This is a genomic window from Emcibacter sp. SYSU 3D8 (genome assembly GCF_039655875.1).
Classification (GTDB): Bacteria; Pseudomonadota; Alphaproteobacteria; order SMXS01; family SMXS01; genus RI-34.
Genome location: NZ_JBBYXK010000002.1, coordinates 642,596 through 656,880, shown reverse-complemented (window position 1 = coordinate 656,880; position 14,285 = coordinate 642,596). Strand labels below are relative to the sequence as shown.

General features: G+C 65.4%; 12 protein-coding genes and 1 pseudogene. 9 read left to right on the top strand and 4 right to left on the bottom strand.

Annotation, left to right across the window (positions count from 1 at the left end; translation table 11 throughout):
* Positions 1–154 precede the first annotated feature (154 nt).
* The 4 genes from WJU21_RS09025 to WJU21_RS09010 all read left to right on the top strand — a co-directional run bounded on the left by WJU21_RS09025 (position 155) and on the right by WJU21_RS09010 (position 3,664).
* Complete coding sequence (locus WJU21_RS09025) at positions 155–1,225, top strand: phosphotransferase (RefSeq protein WP_346323075.1); 1,071 nt, start codon at positions 155–157, stop codon at positions 1,223–1,225.
* 139 nt (positions 1,226–1,364) lie between these two features.
* Positions 1,365–1,904, top strand: a complete 540-nt coding sequence (gene ppa / locus WJU21_RS09020; protein WP_346323074.1) for an inorganic diphosphatase — start codon at positions 1,365–1,367, stop codon at positions 1,902–1,904.
* A gap of 165 nt (positions 1,905–2,069) precedes the next feature.
* The gene (locus tag WJU21_RS09015) at positions 2,070–2,588 is read left to right on the top strand and encodes a nuclear transport factor 2 family protein (protein WP_346323073.1); all 519 of its coding nucleotides are present in this window, start codon (positions 2,070–2,072) and stop codon (positions 2,586–2,588) included.
* Positions 2,585–3,664, top strand: coding sequence for a nuclear transport factor 2 family protein (locus WJU21_RS09010; RefSeq protein ID WP_346323072.1), 1,080 nt, complete (start codon positions 2,585–2,587; stop codon positions 3,662–3,664). Before WJU21_RS09015 ends, WJU21_RS09010 begins: the two co-directional genes overlap by 4 nt.
* 1 nt (position 3,665) lies before the next feature.
* On the opposite strand, the gene WJU21_RS09005 is transcribed toward WJU21_RS09010, so the two are convergent.
* Positions 3,666–6,371 (bottom strand): PAS domain S-box protein, encoded by a 2,706-nt coding sequence (locus WJU21_RS09005; RefSeq protein WP_346323071.1) that lies wholly within the window; start codon positions 6,369–6,371, stop codon positions 3,666–3,668.
* A 430-nt stretch (positions 6,372–6,801) separates the two neighbouring features.
* Between WJU21_RS09005 and WJU21_RS09000 the strand changes: the two genes are divergently transcribed.
* On the top strand, positions 6,802–8,706 hold the full coding sequence (locus WJU21_RS09000) for an ATP-binding protein (protein WP_346323070.1): 1,905 nt from the start codon (positions 6,802–6,804) through the stop codon (positions 8,704–8,706).
* 37 nt (positions 8,707–8,743) lie between these two features.
* On the opposite strand, the gene WJU21_RS08995 is transcribed toward WJU21_RS09000, so the two are convergent.
* The 3 genes from WJU21_RS08995 to WJU21_RS08985 form a co-directional block, all read right to left on the bottom strand.
* The gene (locus WJU21_RS08995; RefSeq protein WP_346323069.1) at positions 8,744–10,303 is read right to left on the bottom strand and encodes an alpha/beta hydrolase; all 1,560 of its coding nucleotides are present in this window, start codon (positions 10,301–10,303) and stop codon (positions 8,744–8,746) included.
* A gap of 3 nt (positions 10,304–10,306) precedes the next feature.
* The gene (locus tag WJU21_RS08990) at positions 10,307–11,617 is read right to left on the bottom strand and encodes a mechanosensitive ion channel domain-containing protein (RefSeq protein WP_346323068.1); all 1,311 of its coding nucleotides are present in this window, start codon (positions 11,615–11,617) and stop codon (positions 10,307–10,309) included.
* A 104-nt stretch (positions 11,618–11,721) separates the two neighbouring features.
* The gene (locus WJU21_RS08985; protein ID WP_346323067.1) at positions 11,722–12,153 is read right to left on the bottom strand and encodes a nucleoside deaminase; all 432 of its coding nucleotides are present in this window, start codon (positions 12,151–12,153) and stop codon (positions 11,722–11,724) included.
* Between the two features lie 183 nt (positions 12,154–12,336).
* Between WJU21_RS08985 and WJU21_RS08980 the strand changes: the two genes are divergently transcribed.
* From WJU21_RS08980 to WJU21_RS08965, 4 genes and pseudogenes are all read left to right on the top strand, one after another.
* Complete coding sequence (locus WJU21_RS08980; protein ID WP_346323066.1) at positions 12,337–12,792, top strand: GNAT family N-acetyltransferase; 456 nt, start codon at positions 12,337–12,339, stop codon at positions 12,790–12,792.
* Between the two features lie 39 nt (positions 12,793–12,831).
* Positions 12,832–13,062 (top strand): hypothetical protein, encoded by a 231-nt coding sequence (locus WJU21_RS08975; protein WP_346323065.1) that lies wholly within the window; start codon positions 12,832–12,834, stop codon positions 13,060–13,062.
* Positions 13,059–13,451 carry a type II toxin-antitoxin system VapC family toxin gene (locus WJU21_RS08970; RefSeq protein ID WP_346323064.1) on the top strand — a complete coding sequence of 131 codons (393 nt, stop codon included), beginning with the start codon at positions 13,059–13,061 and terminating at the stop codon, positions 13,449–13,451. Before WJU21_RS08975 ends, WJU21_RS08970 begins: the two co-directional genes overlap by 4 nt.
* Before the next feature lie 100 nt (positions 13,452–13,551).
* A pseudogene (locus WJU21_RS08965) lies at positions 13,552–14,250 on the top strand (pseudouridine synthase); the annotation flags it as partial.
* Positions 14,251–14,285 lie beyond the last annotated feature (35 nt).

Below are 14,285 nucleotides of genomic sequence, written 5' to 3'. Positions count from 1 at the left end.
ACTGCGAGCACGCCTTCGGTGATGGCACAATCAGGCACACCCGGCGTCGTCGAATAGGGACAGTGACGCAGGCCAGCCGCTTTACACCCCGGCGATTTGCGCTAAAAAAGGCCATGCCCGCCGGGCACAACGAACCTGCATCACGGGGACAGGCATGGCGATCGACCGCGCGACCGAATTTTCCGGCACCCAGGAGGTGCGCGAGCAGCACCGCTTCGATGTGGCGAAGCTGCAGGCGTTCATGGAGAAGAACGTCGAGGGCTTCTCCGGCCAGGTGGACGTTGCCCAGTTCAAGGGCGGCCAGTCCAATCCCACCTTCCTGCTCGACGCCGGCGGCAAGCGCTATGTCATGCGCCGCAAGCCGCCGGGCGAGCTGCTGAAGTCGGCCCACGCCGTCGACCGCGAGTACAAGGTGATCACCGCGCTGGGCAAGACCGACGTGCCCGTGCCGAAGACCTATGCGCTGTGCACCGACGATTCGGTGGTCGGCACCTGGTTCTACATCATGGATTTCATGGAAGGCCGCATCTTCTGGACGCCGGACCTGCCCGAGGTGCCCAAGGAAGGCCGCCTCGCCATCTACGAGGGCATGGTCGACGCGCTGGCCCGGCTGCACAAGGCCGACTTCCGCGCCATCGGGCTCGAGGATTTCGGCAAGGCCAGCGACTACATCGCCCGCCAGATCCATGTCTGGTCGAAGCAGTACCGGCTGTCCGAGACCGAAGAGATCGACGCCATGAACAAGCTGATGGACTGGCTGCCGGCCAATCTGCCGCCCGATCACGGCCCCTGCGTCGTCCACGGCGACTTCCGGCTCGATAACATGATCTTCCATCCCACCGAGCCGCGGGTGATCGGCATCCTGGACTGGGAGCTGTCGACCATCGGCGATCCCATGGCGGACTTCAGCTACAACTGCATGCCCTATCACCTGGTGTCGCAGGCCAACACCACCGGCCTCGTCCACCGCGACGTGCACGAACTCGGAATCCCGACCGAGGACGAGTACATCCGGATGTATTGCGAGCGCACCGGCCGCGACGGCATCGACAATTGGGATTACTACCTCGTCTACAACATCTTCCGGCTGGCGGCGATTTCCCAGGGCATCATGGGACGGGTCAAGGCCGGCACGGCGGCCAGCGCCAAGGCGACCGAATCCGGCCGGCAGGCGCGGCCCCTTGCAGAAAAGGCATGGGAGATGGCCCGCAAGATCGGGGCCTGAGCGGCACTTCGGGCTGTCAATTGGCCGCCCTAACCGCTAACAAGCTGCGCGAAACGGTGGGCAGCGTCTGGGGGTGTCCCCAGGCGTGGTGTGGCCGTTGGCTGCTCCGCACCGCCGGAAATACGACCAAGGAGCGCAGATGAACCTCGACAAGATTTCCGCCGGCGTCAATCCGCCCAGCGACCTCAACGTGATCATAGAAATTCCGCTGGGCGGCGTGCCGGTGAAGTACGAGCTCGACAAGGAGTCGGGCGCCCTGTTCGTGGACCGGTTCCTGCACACCGCCATGTACTATCCGGGCAATTACGGCTTCATTCCGCAGACCTTGTCCAACGACGGCGACCCCTGCGACGTGGTGGTGATCAGCCAGGTGCCGGTGGTGCCGGGCGCGGTGATCCGCTGCCGGCCGATCGGTGCGCTGGTCATGCAGGACGAGGCCGGCGCCGACGAGAAAATTCTCGCCGTGCCGGTCGATGCGCTGCACCCGTTCTACACCGGCATCAAGTCCTACCGCGACCTGCCGCCGATCCTGGTCGAGCAGATCGGCCATTTCTTCCAGCACTACAAGGATCTGGAAAAGGGCAAGTGGGTGACCATCGCCAAATGGCTCGACGTCGAGGAAACCCAGCAGCTGGTGCTGGAGGGCATGGCGGCGGCCGCGGCGGCGGCCAAGGGCTGAACCCCGGCACGCGCGAACTCGTCGCGCTGCCGTTCCGATTGCTATAATCTTTCAACGATGCGTCGTGGCAATGGCCACGACGCGGCATTTCGGCGGGCCACGCATTAGGTCGGACGGGAAGCGTTTCGCTGGGGAGCAGGAGCGCTGTGAACGGGGAGTGTTGCCATGCCCAAGGGACAGGGTGCGAGCGATCCACTCGATGCCGTGCTTGCGCGCCAGGCGCTGCACGACCTCAACGCGCTGTATGGCCGTGCGCTCGACCGGTGCGACCTGCCCTTGCTGACCAGCCTGTTCCATCCGGACGCCGTGGCGTCATTCGGGATCCTGGAGACCAGCGCCGCCGAATTCTGCCCGCGCGTCCTCGACGTCATGGGCTCGCTGAAGCGGACGGCGCACAGCCTCGCCAACGAATGGTTCGATATCAGGGGCGACCGGGCGGCTGGCGAATATTATCTGTTCTCGGCGTTCAGCTACGATGCGGATGGCAATGGGGTCGAGGGTTTCGTGGGCGGGCGTTATGCCGCCCAGTTCGAGCGGCGCGACGGTGTCTGGAAATACGCCCATCTCATGCTGGTGATGGACTGGAACATGAACAATCCGTCCACCGCCCAATGGCACCTGCGGTTTGGCGTGCGCGGCGACCGCAAGCCTGCCGACCTGCTCTATAGCGGGCTGTTCCAATGAGTGCGGCGCTGGAGGCGGCGCTCCGGGAACTTGCCGACAAGCACGCGATCGAACAGGTGCTTGCCGCCCATGGCCGAGGTATCGACCGGTCGGACAATGCGCTGATGAGCGCCTGCTATCACCCGGGCGCGACCGTGGAATACGGTGTCTTCGCCGGCCTGGCGGCGGATTTCTGCACCATGGTGACGGGCGCGCCCCTCGAGCGGCCGCCGACCACCCACCGCACGTCGAACATCTGGATCAGGATCGACGGCGACACGGCGGTGGCCGAGAGCTACGGCCTGGGCTACCGCGACGAGGAGGACGAGGGCGGCCGTATGCAACGGCTGATGGGCGGGCGTTATCTGGACCGGCTCGAGCGGCGGGATAGCGGCTGGAAGATCGTGCACCGCACTTTCGTGCTCGACTGGAACATCAACCTGCCTTGGTCCATGGATACGGCGAGCCCGCAATATGCAGGCATTCCGCTTGGCGGACGCGGCGACAAGGATCCGGCAACCCGCATGCTGGACGCGTGGGCGGGCGGTGACGCCGGTACGGCCGCGGCGCCGCCGGTCGCCGACCGGGCCGCCGCCATCGACAAGGCGGTATCGAAACAGGCGCTGCACGAGATCAACACGGCCTATTGCCGCGCGGCCGACCGGGCCGACGATGCGCTCATGCGCAGTCTGTGGCATCCGGACGCCAAGATTTCCTACGGTGAATTCTCGGGCGGGTTCGAGGGCTTTTGTGATTATTGGGCCGGCATACGGGACCGCTTCGAGCGGCTCACCCATCTGATCGGCACCGACTATTACGAAGTCAGCGGCGACCGGGCGGTCGGCGAAACGCAGGTGGCGCGCATCGAGGTGCTGCCGCGCAAGTCGGGCACCGTCGACCGGATGATCGGCGGCCGGTTCCTCGACCGTTTCGAGCGGCGCGGCGGCGTGTGGAAGCTGACCGGGCGGGCCTTCGTGCTGGACTGGAACGTCAACCGCCCGACCACGGCCCAATGGGACAAGGGCGTTTTCGCCAGCCTGCCGCTGCGCGGCGCGCGCGCGCCGGATGATCCCGTCTACGACCTTTGGAACGGCTGACCTAGCCGCCCGCCTCCAGCACCTCGCGAACCTTGGCCGCCAATGCCTGCCTGGTGAACGGCTTGGAGATCAGCACCACGCCCGGGTCGAGCCGTCCATGGTGGACGATGGCGTTGTCGGTGTAGCCGGACATGTACAATGTACGGCAGCCGGGCACGAGCCGGTTCACCGCCGCCGATACGTCGCTGCCGCTCATGCCGCGCGGCAGCACCACGTCGGCCAGCAGCAGGATCGGCCGCAGCCCGCCCTCGACAAGCGCAATCGCCTCGGCGCCGGCCTCGGCCGCATGCACGGTGTACCCGGCCGCCCTCAATGCGTGCGTCACCGACCGGCGCACCGAGGAATCGTCTTCGACCAGCAGCACCACGCCCTGCCCTGCCGGTATGTCGCGCGGTGTCTCGTCGGCCGCTGCCTTGGCCGAGGCGGTCACCCGCGGGAAATACAGCTTCGCGGTGGTGCCATGGCCGACCTCGCTGTACAGCTTCACATGGCCGCCGGACTGCTTGACGAAGCCATAAACCATGGAGAGGCCAAGGCCGCTGCCCTTGCCGACATCCTTGGTGGTGAAGAACGGATCGAAGGCTCGCTCCAGTACGTCTGGCTCCATGCCTTGGCCGGTATCGGAAACCGCGATCATGACGTACTGGCCCGGCCGGACGTCGTCAAAGTCGCGGACATAGTCATCGTCCAGCCGGGTATTGCCGGCCTCGATGGTCAGCTTGCCGCCCTCGGGCATGGCGTCGCGGGCATTGACCGCCAGGTTGATCAGGGCGTTTTCCAACTGCGCCTGGTCGACCTCGATGGACCAGATGCCGGCGGTAAGCACCGTTTCCACGTCGAGGTCCTCCTCCAGGGCCCGGTGCAGCAGGCGCATCATTTCGCGGATCAGAACATTGACGTTGACCACTTTGGGCCGGAGCGGCTGACGGCGCGAAAACGCCAGCAGCCGCGCGGTCAGGTCGGCGCCGCGCTGCACGGCGCCCAGCGCCATGCGAATACATTCCGATGCTTCGGCGTCGGACTGTACCCGTTCCTCCACCACTTCCAGATTGATCTGCATGGCCATCAGCACGTTGTTGAAATCGTGCGCGACGCCGCCGGTCAGGTGGCCCACGGTTTCCATTTTCTGGGCCTGGCGGAACTGCAGCTCGAGCTGCTTGCGCTCGGTGATGTCGTCCGAGAAGCCAAGCAGGTAGAGTGGTTGATCCTCCTCGTCATAGACCGGAATCTTGATGGTACGCAGCAGGCGCTCGCCTTTTTCCCGCGTCTGAATGACCTCTTCGGGAATCACGACGGGCCGCCGTCCGGCCAGCACGGACCGGTCCGCCTGGGTGAAGGCCTTTGCCTGATCCGGTGGAAAGAAGTCCGCGTCGTTCCTGCCGATCAGTTCGGAGCGCGGTACGCCCAGCAGCTCCTCGCCTGACTTGTTGATGGTCAGGAACCGCAAGTCCTCGGCATCCTTGACGAACAGCATGGCGGGGATATTTTCGATGATCTGGTCGAGGAAGGCCTCGGTGCGGCGCGTGGCGCTCTCGGCGACCACCTGATCGGTCACGTCCTGCATCGTGCCTGAGACCCGCACCGGCTTTCCGGCGGCATCAAACACCGCTTCGGCCTGGCTGGAGGCGTGCCGGATGACGCCGTCTGGTCGAACGATGCGGAATTGCCACGAGGCCGGGCCGTTGCCGGGCACCAGGCATTTTTCGAAGCCGGCGCGAACCGCCGCACGGTCTCCCGGATGGATCAGCGCCAGAGTCTGGTCCATGTCGAACGGCTCCGATCCCGGCGCCACGCCGAAGATATGATAGATTTCCGCCGACCAGCTGGTGCTGCCGTCGGCCAGGGTCAGGTCCCAGTTGCCAAGTTTGGCGATGCGCTGGGCGTTGGCGAGGCGCGCCTCGCTTTCGTGCAGGGCCGAGCGTGCCTGGCGGGTATCGGTGACGTCGAGGAACGAGGCCATGATCAGTTTCGGGCTGTCGTCGCCAAAGTCGACGAGACCGGCGGCGGCCGCGGCCTGGCGGGTCTCGCCATTGGGCCGAAGGACACCGATTTCCCCGATCCACTGCCCGTTGCGCAGCAGGTCGGCCAGCGCGGCGCTGCCCTCCGGCAGGAACTCCAGGGCATTACGTCCCACCAGGTCGGACACCCGGGCGACGCCAAGAAGGGTGGCGAAGGCCTGGTTCGAATAGGTGATATTGGCCTTCAGGTCGGCCATGGCGATAGCCCCGGCGGCGTGGTCGAGCGCGTATTCGCGCATGGCCAGTAATCTGTTGCTGGCCCGAAGCTCGGCGTTCTGGGCGGTGATCTGCCGATCCAGTTCCCAGCGGGTCTGGATTTCCTCGTTCAGCTGGGCATTGGCCGCCGCCAGTTTGGCCGGGCTTGGCAGCGCCACCAGCCGGGGCAGGACCAGCCACAGCGCCGCCGCGGTGACCATCGAGATCGCCGCCGTCAGGGCTTTGAGCAGGCCCTCCGGCAGATATGCGGGGTTCCAGACGGTGTAGACCGAGAAGAAATGCGTCACGCCGCAGGCAAGAATGAAGGCCGAGAAGGCATAGAAGATGGCGTTCAGTTTCAGGTCGCTTCGGCGGCGAGAGAACAGCATCAGCACGATCGGGATGGAAAAGTAGGCCAGGCCGATAGCCGCGTCCGAAATCACATGGAGCCACAGGATATGCGGCTCCCAGAGATAGCAGTGCCCGTGCGGCATATAATTTTCCGTGGAGAATAGCCTGTCCCACCACGCCATGCGCAGTCCCCCTTCGCTGATCGTTGAACTCTACTGGGACGAACGGGTCTGCGCGAAACGGAATTGGCCTGCGGGGGTGGTGTGCGGGTGCGGCGACTGCCCCGCATTGGCCCAGTGCCTGCGCTCCCCATAGGCCGAACGAAGGCTGTTGGCGGCGGCGGAGGCCAAGGGCCGGCGTACCGAATCAGTACGGAAACGCACCTTGCGCCGCACGGACGGCGTCGCCTACCATGCAGGGGCACCATCTCTGCGTCAGCAAGGTCCCTTTGTCTCGAATGTTCCGGCAGCCGTCCAAACGCGCCGCCTTAATGCCCGCCGGGAATGTAAACCTGACAGAATTGGCCGATCGTGAGGAGTCCCGGATGGGATTCGAGGTTGGAGAGACGGGGCCATGACTGACATGCCTGCCGGGCTGATCCTGAAAGGGATGGTCGCCAGTCCCAGTGCCTTCGTCGTGCTTGATGCCAGGTTCAGGGTGGTCTTCGCCAACGACACCGCGTTGCGGATCTGGGGCCTCAAGGACCGCGGCGAGGTCGTCGGCAAGCGGGCGGCCAAGTTCTGGGAAGATATGGAGGGGTCGCAGGCCTTCGTCGCACGGCTTGTCCAGGAGAAGACCTATTCCGGTGAACTGGTCGCCAGACGCACCGATGGTGCACCCGTCGATCTCTATGTCAGCGCGAACACCGTCGAGGACGAGCACGGCAAGCTGCTCGGCATCCTGGGGGTTTTCTTCGACATCAGCATCCAGCGCGACGAATTGCGGCGTCTCGAGGCCGGCAGGGAAGTATTCGCGTTCGTATCCAAGCACGCCAAGATGGTGGTGTGGGAGGCGATTCCGGAAGCAGGTCACTTTCGCATCCTCGGCGGAGAGCCGCTTTTTTCGCGCGGCTCCAGCGACGGCGCCATATTCAGCGTGCAGCAAGGCCTTGAGATCTATGGCGCGGAAGACCGTCAGCGCCTGGCGGTGGCGGCAACGGCAGTCATGGAGGGCCAGAAGAACGTGCAGCCCGTCCAAGCGCTGGCAATGCTGCCCGATGGCACCCGGCGCTGGGTGGAAACGGATGTTTTCCTGGTGAGCGCCCCCGGCGAAAAGCCGGCGCGGCTGCTTGGCTGGTCACTGGACATCACGGACCGCAAGCAGGCCGAAAGCAGGGCGCAGCAGGCTCAGAGAATCCAGACGCTCGGCCAGATGGCGGGCGGCGTTGCGCACGATTTCAACAATCTGCTGATGGGCCTGCAAATGAATCTCGAGCTTCTCCGGAGCCGCACTGCGGGCGACATGGAAAGCGAGGAATTCGTTAAGGCCTCCATGCGGACCGTCGAGCGCGGCGCCGAGCTGACGCGCTACCTGCTTGCGTTCTCGCGGGATCAGGCGCTGCAGTCGGAATCGGTCGATGTCGGCGCAACCGTCATGGAGATGACGGGCATGCTCCAGCGGACGCTTGGCGACGCCATTACGATCAGAACCACCCAGGCCGACGGCCTGCGGCCTGCCCTGGCTGACCGCAGCCAGCTCGAAAACGCCATGCTGAATCTGGCGATCAATGCGCGGGACGCGATGCCGGATCACGGCGAATTGCTGATCGATGTCCGGAACGTCACCTTGAACGCGCGCGATGCCGGCGACGGTTCCGCGGTGGCGGCGGGAAATTATGTGATGCTGTCAATGACGGATACGGGGCGCGGTATGCCGCCCGAAGTCTCCGAGCGTGCGTTCGAGCCATTCTTCACCACCAAGGAATCCGGCAAGGGCAGCGGGCTGGGGCTGAGCATGGTCTATGGGCTGGTGAAGCAGTTGGGCGGACACGTCGAACTCGAAAGCGCGGAAGGCGCCGGGACCACCGTCAGGCTGTACTTTCCGCCGGCCGAGACAGCAGTGGTCGAGAAGGCCCGGGTGGATCCATCCACGGCGCTGCCGCGCGGGTCGGAGACGATACTGGTGGTCGAAGACGAGCCCACGGTCCGGCGCTCGCTTGTGAAGGTGCTCACCAATCTGGGCTATGAGGTCTATTCGGCGGGCGATGGACCCGATGCGCTCAGGCTCATCGACGAATTCCAGATCCATCCAAATCTTGTCCTCAGCGATGTCTCATTGCCCAGGGGCATGAGCGGTCCCGACGTGGTGATGGCCGTGATGGGCCGGGTCCAAGGCTGCCGGGCGCTGCTGATGTCGGGTTACGCCGAGGGACAGCAGAGCGCGCTGGATCGGCTTGAAGCGGGCCTTGTCGACCTGCTGGCCAAACCTTATACGCGCGACGTGCTGGCCAACAAGATCCGTGACGTGCTCGACGCCTGAACGGCGGGATCGATGCCGGTCCGGTTGTGCCCGGAAACTACAGCCGTTCGATCCGGTCGGCGGGGCCGCCGCGTGTCATGAAGCGGGGAGGGCGCTGGTGCTGCAGGCATGCCGGGGGTGCCGGGCTCAGCGGATTGTCCAGGAAGCCATCGATCGCGGCCTTGGCGCAGTTGCTGGAAGGACTGGGCGAGTGACCCCGGTTGGGCAGCACGATACGGTAGACATAGGTCAGATGGGCTGCCTGGCGTTCGGCGTACGCCGCCGGCGTGCGGGTGTCGTAGGCGCCGTTGATAAGCAATGCCGGCACGTTGCTGACCACCGGCTCGCGGAACGTGTCCGGCGCCTTGCCCACCGGCCAGGAGGCGCAACTGGCAAACAGCAATGCGTCGGGCTCCAGGTTCCGCAGCAGCGGATGTGCATCGACTGACTGGCGCATCGCCGCGCTGGTGTTGAACGGCACTTCCTCGCGGCACAGCGTGGACAGCAGCAGGGCGTTGGCGTCGTGCTGCCAATAATCGTCAAACAGCAGCCTGGCAGCCAGATGTGCGAGCAGCCTGGTGCCGCCCTTGGCGGTGTCGTTGATGATGCCGGGCAGGAAGGGCACCCATGATCCAGAGACCAGCGCATATTCCACGATCTGCAGATAGAGTGCGTCATCGAGCACCACTTGCAGGGTGCGGGTTCCGCCGGGCTGTTTCACCGTCATGGCCACTGGCGCCGCGCGCAGCCGCGCCACGGCGGCCTCCATGTCCCGGGACAGATCCGGATAGGCGCCCGCGCATGCTGGCTGGGCGGCGCAGTCGGCATAGACCAGCCCGAGGGCGCGGTCCAGGTTCGGCAGCAGGCTGGCGATGGTCGGCTCGTCCGGCGGACTGAGCGAATCCAGCACGGCGGCATGCACGCCCTCGGGATCGCGCCGTATCAGCTCCAGCGCCAGCCGGGTGCCGTAGGAGATGCCGTAGATCGACCAGGACGGCAGCTTCAGCGCGTGCCGGAGGTCGATGAGGTCGGTGGCCGCGTTCGCCGTATCGTATGCGGCCAGATCGATGCCCTCGTTCACGAAACCGGCCCGGCAGCTCTCGACCATTTTGCGCACGGCCGCTTCCCGGGCGCCGGGCGTGCGTTTCAGCGTCTCCAGCGACAATATCCAGCCCACGTCGCTCAGCATGGGGCAGCGCAATCGGGGCTCCGACAATCCGCCCACGCCTCTGGTATCGACGACGATGTGGTCGCGGTCGCGCGCCCACACCGCGCCATCGAGGAACTGCGCCCAGCCCTTGATTTGATCGTTGTTCTCGATGCTGGCCGGCTGGCCCGGGCCACCCATGAGATGCAGCACGGGCGGCTCATCCTCCGGGGTCGACGGGCTGCGGAAGATCACCACCGGGAAGCGGATGGATCGATTGCTGGCGGTGCCGCGACTCTCGGGCGCGGTGAAGCGATAGCACTCGACGCTGCGGGACGCCGGGTTGTCGAACCAGCACCTGGCCGTCTCCAGCCGGCTGTCCGGCCGCTCCAGGGCGCGCCAGAGCACGGTCGTGCCGTAGCCGGCCGCGACGATCAACGCAGCAATGATGAGGGTCCGCGCCAGACTCAATGATCAGGTCTCGTCACGCCATATGCCCTTGAGACCCGGCGCGTCGACCAGATGAACATCGCGCTGCGGGAACGGGAAGCGGATGCCCGATGCGTTGAACTTGTCCCAGATTCTCAGCCGAACCGCGCTTTGCACATTGGTGATGCCGTTCTGGGGGTCCTCGATCCAGAACCGCAACTCGAGCTGAACGCCGTTGTCGGTGAAATCGAGCAACATGCACAGCGGCGCCGGCGTCTCCAGCACCCGCTCGGTTTCCTTGGCGGATTCGATGCACAGCCGCCGGGCCACGCTGACGTCGCTGTCATAGGATATCAGCACCTTCACATGCTGGCGCACCAGACGGTTGGAATGGGACCAGTTCACCACGACCTGGGTGATCAGGTCTTCGTTTGGTACGAGATATTCCGTGCCGTCGCGGGTGATCACCGAGGTGTAGCGGGTCGCCAGCTTGTTGATCCAGCCATAGGTGCCCTCGATCTCGATCACGTCGCCTGGTTTGATGGACCGGTCCATCAGCAGGATGAAGCCGCTAAACAGGTTTGAGGTCACCCGCTGCAGGCCGAAACCGACGGCGACGGCGAGAGCGCCACCGAAGAAGGCGAAGAAGGTCAGGTCCAGGCCGGCCGAGCCCAGGCCGACGACGATGGCGACGGCGACCAGCAGGAAGCGGGCGATCTTGGTCAGCAGCAGCCGCGCCGACGGCGTGAAACTTTGTGTCCGCGACAGCCGCTGTTCGACGAATTGTGAGGCGATCAGCGCCATCCAGACGAAGATGACCAGCGCCAGCACGGCGATCAGCACGTTGCGTATGGACAACGCGCTGCCCTTGCCCATCGGAATCGCCACATGCTCCAGCAGGACCATGGTCTGGTCGAGGATGCCCAGGATGTTGAGCGCGGCCACGCTCCAGGCGACGACGGCGATCAGCCGCGCCATTACCGGGTTGCGCACCGGCGCGGTCAGCAGGCGGATCAGCAGCCAGGCGGCCAGCAGATTGATGCTGATCCTGAGCGGCACATTATCCAGCTGAATTTCCTTGGCGCCCTGCAGCAGGATGATCTGAAGCACCAGCCAGATGGCCGGCGTGACCAGCAGCAGCATGACGTCCCGCGTCCGCTCGGCAGCGGTGGCCTGCATGGTCTGCGCCGCGATCCAGCGCTTGATCGGCCGCGCGGCAAGCCGCGCGACGATGAAGCTGAGCGCGATGGCAATCAGCTGGCCCAGTGTCGCCAGGCTCAGCACATGCGCCACGGCCCAGTCCGCAGTCTGATTTGCCCAGGCTGTGATGTCTCGGATGGTGCGGGACAGGTCCATGACGGGGAATCTTAGAACTTATCTGGTCAAAGCGGAATCGCTTACCGCGTTTTCCGGCAAGGCAGCGTCACCTGGCCGCCCGGCAGCCGCAATGAACATCCCGATCAGCGCCGTGCCGCGAAGAAGTCCTTCAGCAGCCGCCCGGCTTCGCCCTCGCCGATGCCGCCGTAAACCTCGGGCGCGTGATGGCAGGTGGGCTGGGCGAAGATGCGCGGACCGTGATCGATGCCGCCGCCCTTCGGGTCGGCGGCCCCGTAATACACCCGGCGGACGCGCGCGAACGCCATGGCCTGCGCGCACATCGGGCAGGGCTCCAGCGTGACGTAGAGATCGCAGCCGGTCAGCCGTTCACTGCCGAGCGCCCGCGCCCCGGCACGGATCACCATCATCTCGGCATGGGCGGTGGGATCGCGAAGTTCGACGATCCGGTTGCCGTCCCGCGCCAGCAGATTGCCGTCGGGCCCGATCAGCACGGCGCCGACCGGCACTTCGCCGCGAGAGGCGGCGGCGGCTGCTTCTTCCAGAGCGATCTGCATGAACGGGTTGCGCATGGGCGGACCATGGGGAAAGGGCTGAAAAGCGTCAAGCACAGGGTGTACGGGGACGGGAGGCGGCGGTCTGTGAAATGACACCATTGCCTGCCTTCGGTCAGTTGATGCGGCTTTCATGGCCTCGCCGCCCGCGCTACGCTGACCGCTGCAGCGGCAGGCTGACAGGCGATGCATATCATTGAAGCCGATTTCAGCGATCGACGGGTCACCGACCTGCTGCGCATTCACCTGACCACCGCGCGGGCTGCAACCGCGCCCGGCAGCGCCCATGCGCTCGACCTGAGCGGGCTAAAGGCGCCCGATATCACCCTCTGGACAATCTGGGACGGCGATACGCTGGCGGGTGTCGGTGCGCTGAAACGGCTGTCGGCCGATCACGGCGAGGTGAAGTCCATGCACACCGCCGAATCCCTGCGGGGACGCGGCGCGGGCCGGGCGATGCTGGCCCACATCATCGCGGTGGCGCGGGACGCCGGCATGTCGCGCCTCAGCCTGGAGACCGGCGCCTGGGACTCCTTCCGCCCGGCTCATGCGCTCTACCGGAGCCATGGGTTCGTAAACTGCCCCGCCTTCGGCGACTATGTACCTGATTCCAATAGCTTGTTTTTCACCCTCTCGCTGTAGCATGTTTACATGTGATCCACATGTGTCTATCCTCTTCACATGACCACGATGATTCAAATCCGGAACGTCCCTGACGACCTGCATCGCAAACTCAAGTCCCGCGCGGCGCTCGCCGGCATGTCATTGTCCGAGTACTTACTCGGCCAGGTCCGGGAGGTGGCGGAACGGCCGACGTTGGAGGAAATGCGCGCTCGCTTACAGAGGTTGCCGGAAGTGAACGTGTCGGTCAGTCCCGCCGAGGTGATACGCGCCGAGCGCGACCGCCCGTGATCGTCGTCGATGCGTCGGCGCTGATCGAGGCGTTTTTGCGCAGGCCAGCAGGACTGGCGGTGGAGCGGCGCATTTTCCGGCCGGGGGAAACGCTCCACGCGCCGCATCTTGTCGATGTCGAGGTTGCGCATGTGATCCGCCGGTACGCCGCGGTCGGCGAAATCGACGATCAGCAGGCGCGCGCAATCCTGGCGGCAATGGCGGATTTCCCGCTGACGCGCCATCGGCACGATGTGCTGTTGGAGCGTATCTGGGAGCTGCGCCACAACGTGTCCGCCTATGACGGCGCCTACGTGGCCCTTGCCGAAATACTGGGCGCTCCGTTGCTGACCAGCGACCAACGCCTCGCCGCGTCCTCCGGACACCAGGCGCGGATCGACCTGGCATAGGGCTCGGCAACCAACATATCGCACAGCGCCGTTTCGCACGGCCCCGATCCGCACTATGGTGCGCGGCATGAACGAAAAAACCGGCGAAACCAAGGACGGCGAGCGGATCGCCAAGGTGCTGGCGCGGGCGGGTGTGGCCTCGCGGCGCGGGGCCGAGGCTATGATCGAGGCCGGGCGTGTCGCGGTGGACGGCAAGACGCTGGACAGCCCGGCGCTGAACGTCACGCCGGGACAGGTCATCACCGTCGACGGCAAACCCATTGCCGGCGCCGAGCCGACACGGCTGTGGCTCTATCACAAGCCGCCGGGGCTGCTGACGACCCACAGCGACCCGAAGGGCCGCAACACGGTGTTCGACAACCTGCCCAAGGAGATGCCGCGGGTGATTTCCGTGGGGCGTCTCGACATCAACTCGGAAGGGCTGCTGCTGCTGACCAATGACGGCGAGCTGGCGCGGCACCTGGAAAGCCCGAAGACTGGCTGGAAGCGGAAATACCGCGCCCGCGCCTGGGGCGAGCCCGATGAAAAACGGCTGGAGCAGCTGCGCAAGGGCGTCGTCGTCGACGGCATCAAATACGCGCCCGCGGATGTGGAGGTGGAAAGCCGCAAGGCGTCGAACACCTGGATCGCCGTCGGCATCCGCGAAGGCAAGAACCGCGAGGTGCGCAAGCTGCTGGAGCATGCCGGCCTGCAGGTCAGCCGGCTGATCCGCGTCGCCTATGGCCCGTTCCAGCTTGGCACCCTGGCCCGCGGCGAGGTGCGCGAAGTGACGCGGCCGGTGCTGCGCACCCAACTCGGCGCGGCTTACCAGCTCAAGGCGAAGTGATGGTTGGC

What these genes read in the sequence shown, in the direction of transcription:
- WJU21_RS09025 (WP_346323075.1), top strand. Translation starts at nt 155, where the DNA reads ATGGCGATCGACCGCGCGACCGAATTTTCCGGCACCCAGGAGGTGCGC.
- WJU21_RS09015 (WP_346323073.1), top strand. Translation starts at nt 2,070, where the DNA reads ATGCCCAAGGGACAGGGTGCGAGCGATCCACTCGATGCCGTGCTTGCG.
- WJU21_RS08985 (WP_346323067.1), bottom strand. Translation starts at nt 12,153, where the DNA reads ATGCAGATCGCTCTGGAAGAAGCAGCCGCCGCCGCCTCTCGCGGCGAA.
- WJU21_RS09005 (WP_346323071.1), bottom strand. Translation starts at nt 6,371, where the DNA reads ATGCCGCACGGGCACTGCTATCTCTGGGAGCCGCATATCCTGTGGCTC.
- WJU21_RS09010 (WP_346323072.1), top strand. Translation starts at nt 2,585, where the DNA reads ATGAGTGCGGCGCTGGAGGCGGCGCTCCGGGAACTTGCCGACAAGCAC.
- WJU21_RS08990 (WP_346323068.1), bottom strand. Translation starts at nt 11,617, where the DNA reads ATGGACCTGTCCCGCACCATCCGAGACATCACAGCCTGGGCAAATCAG.
- WJU21_RS08975 (WP_346323065.1), top strand. Translation starts at nt 12,832, where the DNA reads ATGACCACGATGATTCAAATCCGGAACGTCCCTGACGACCTGCATCGC.
- WJU21_RS08980 (WP_346323066.1), top strand. Translation starts at nt 12,337, where the DNA reads ATGCATATCATTGAAGCCGATTTCAGCGATCGACGGGTCACCGACCTG.
- WJU21_RS09000 (WP_346323070.1), top strand. Translation starts at nt 6,802, where the DNA reads ATGACTGACATGCCTGCCGGGCTGATCCTGAAAGGGATGGTCGCCAGT.
- ppa (WP_346323074.1), top strand. Translation starts at nt 1,365, where the DNA reads ATGAACCTCGACAAGATTTCCGCCGGCGTCAATCCGCCCAGCGACCTC.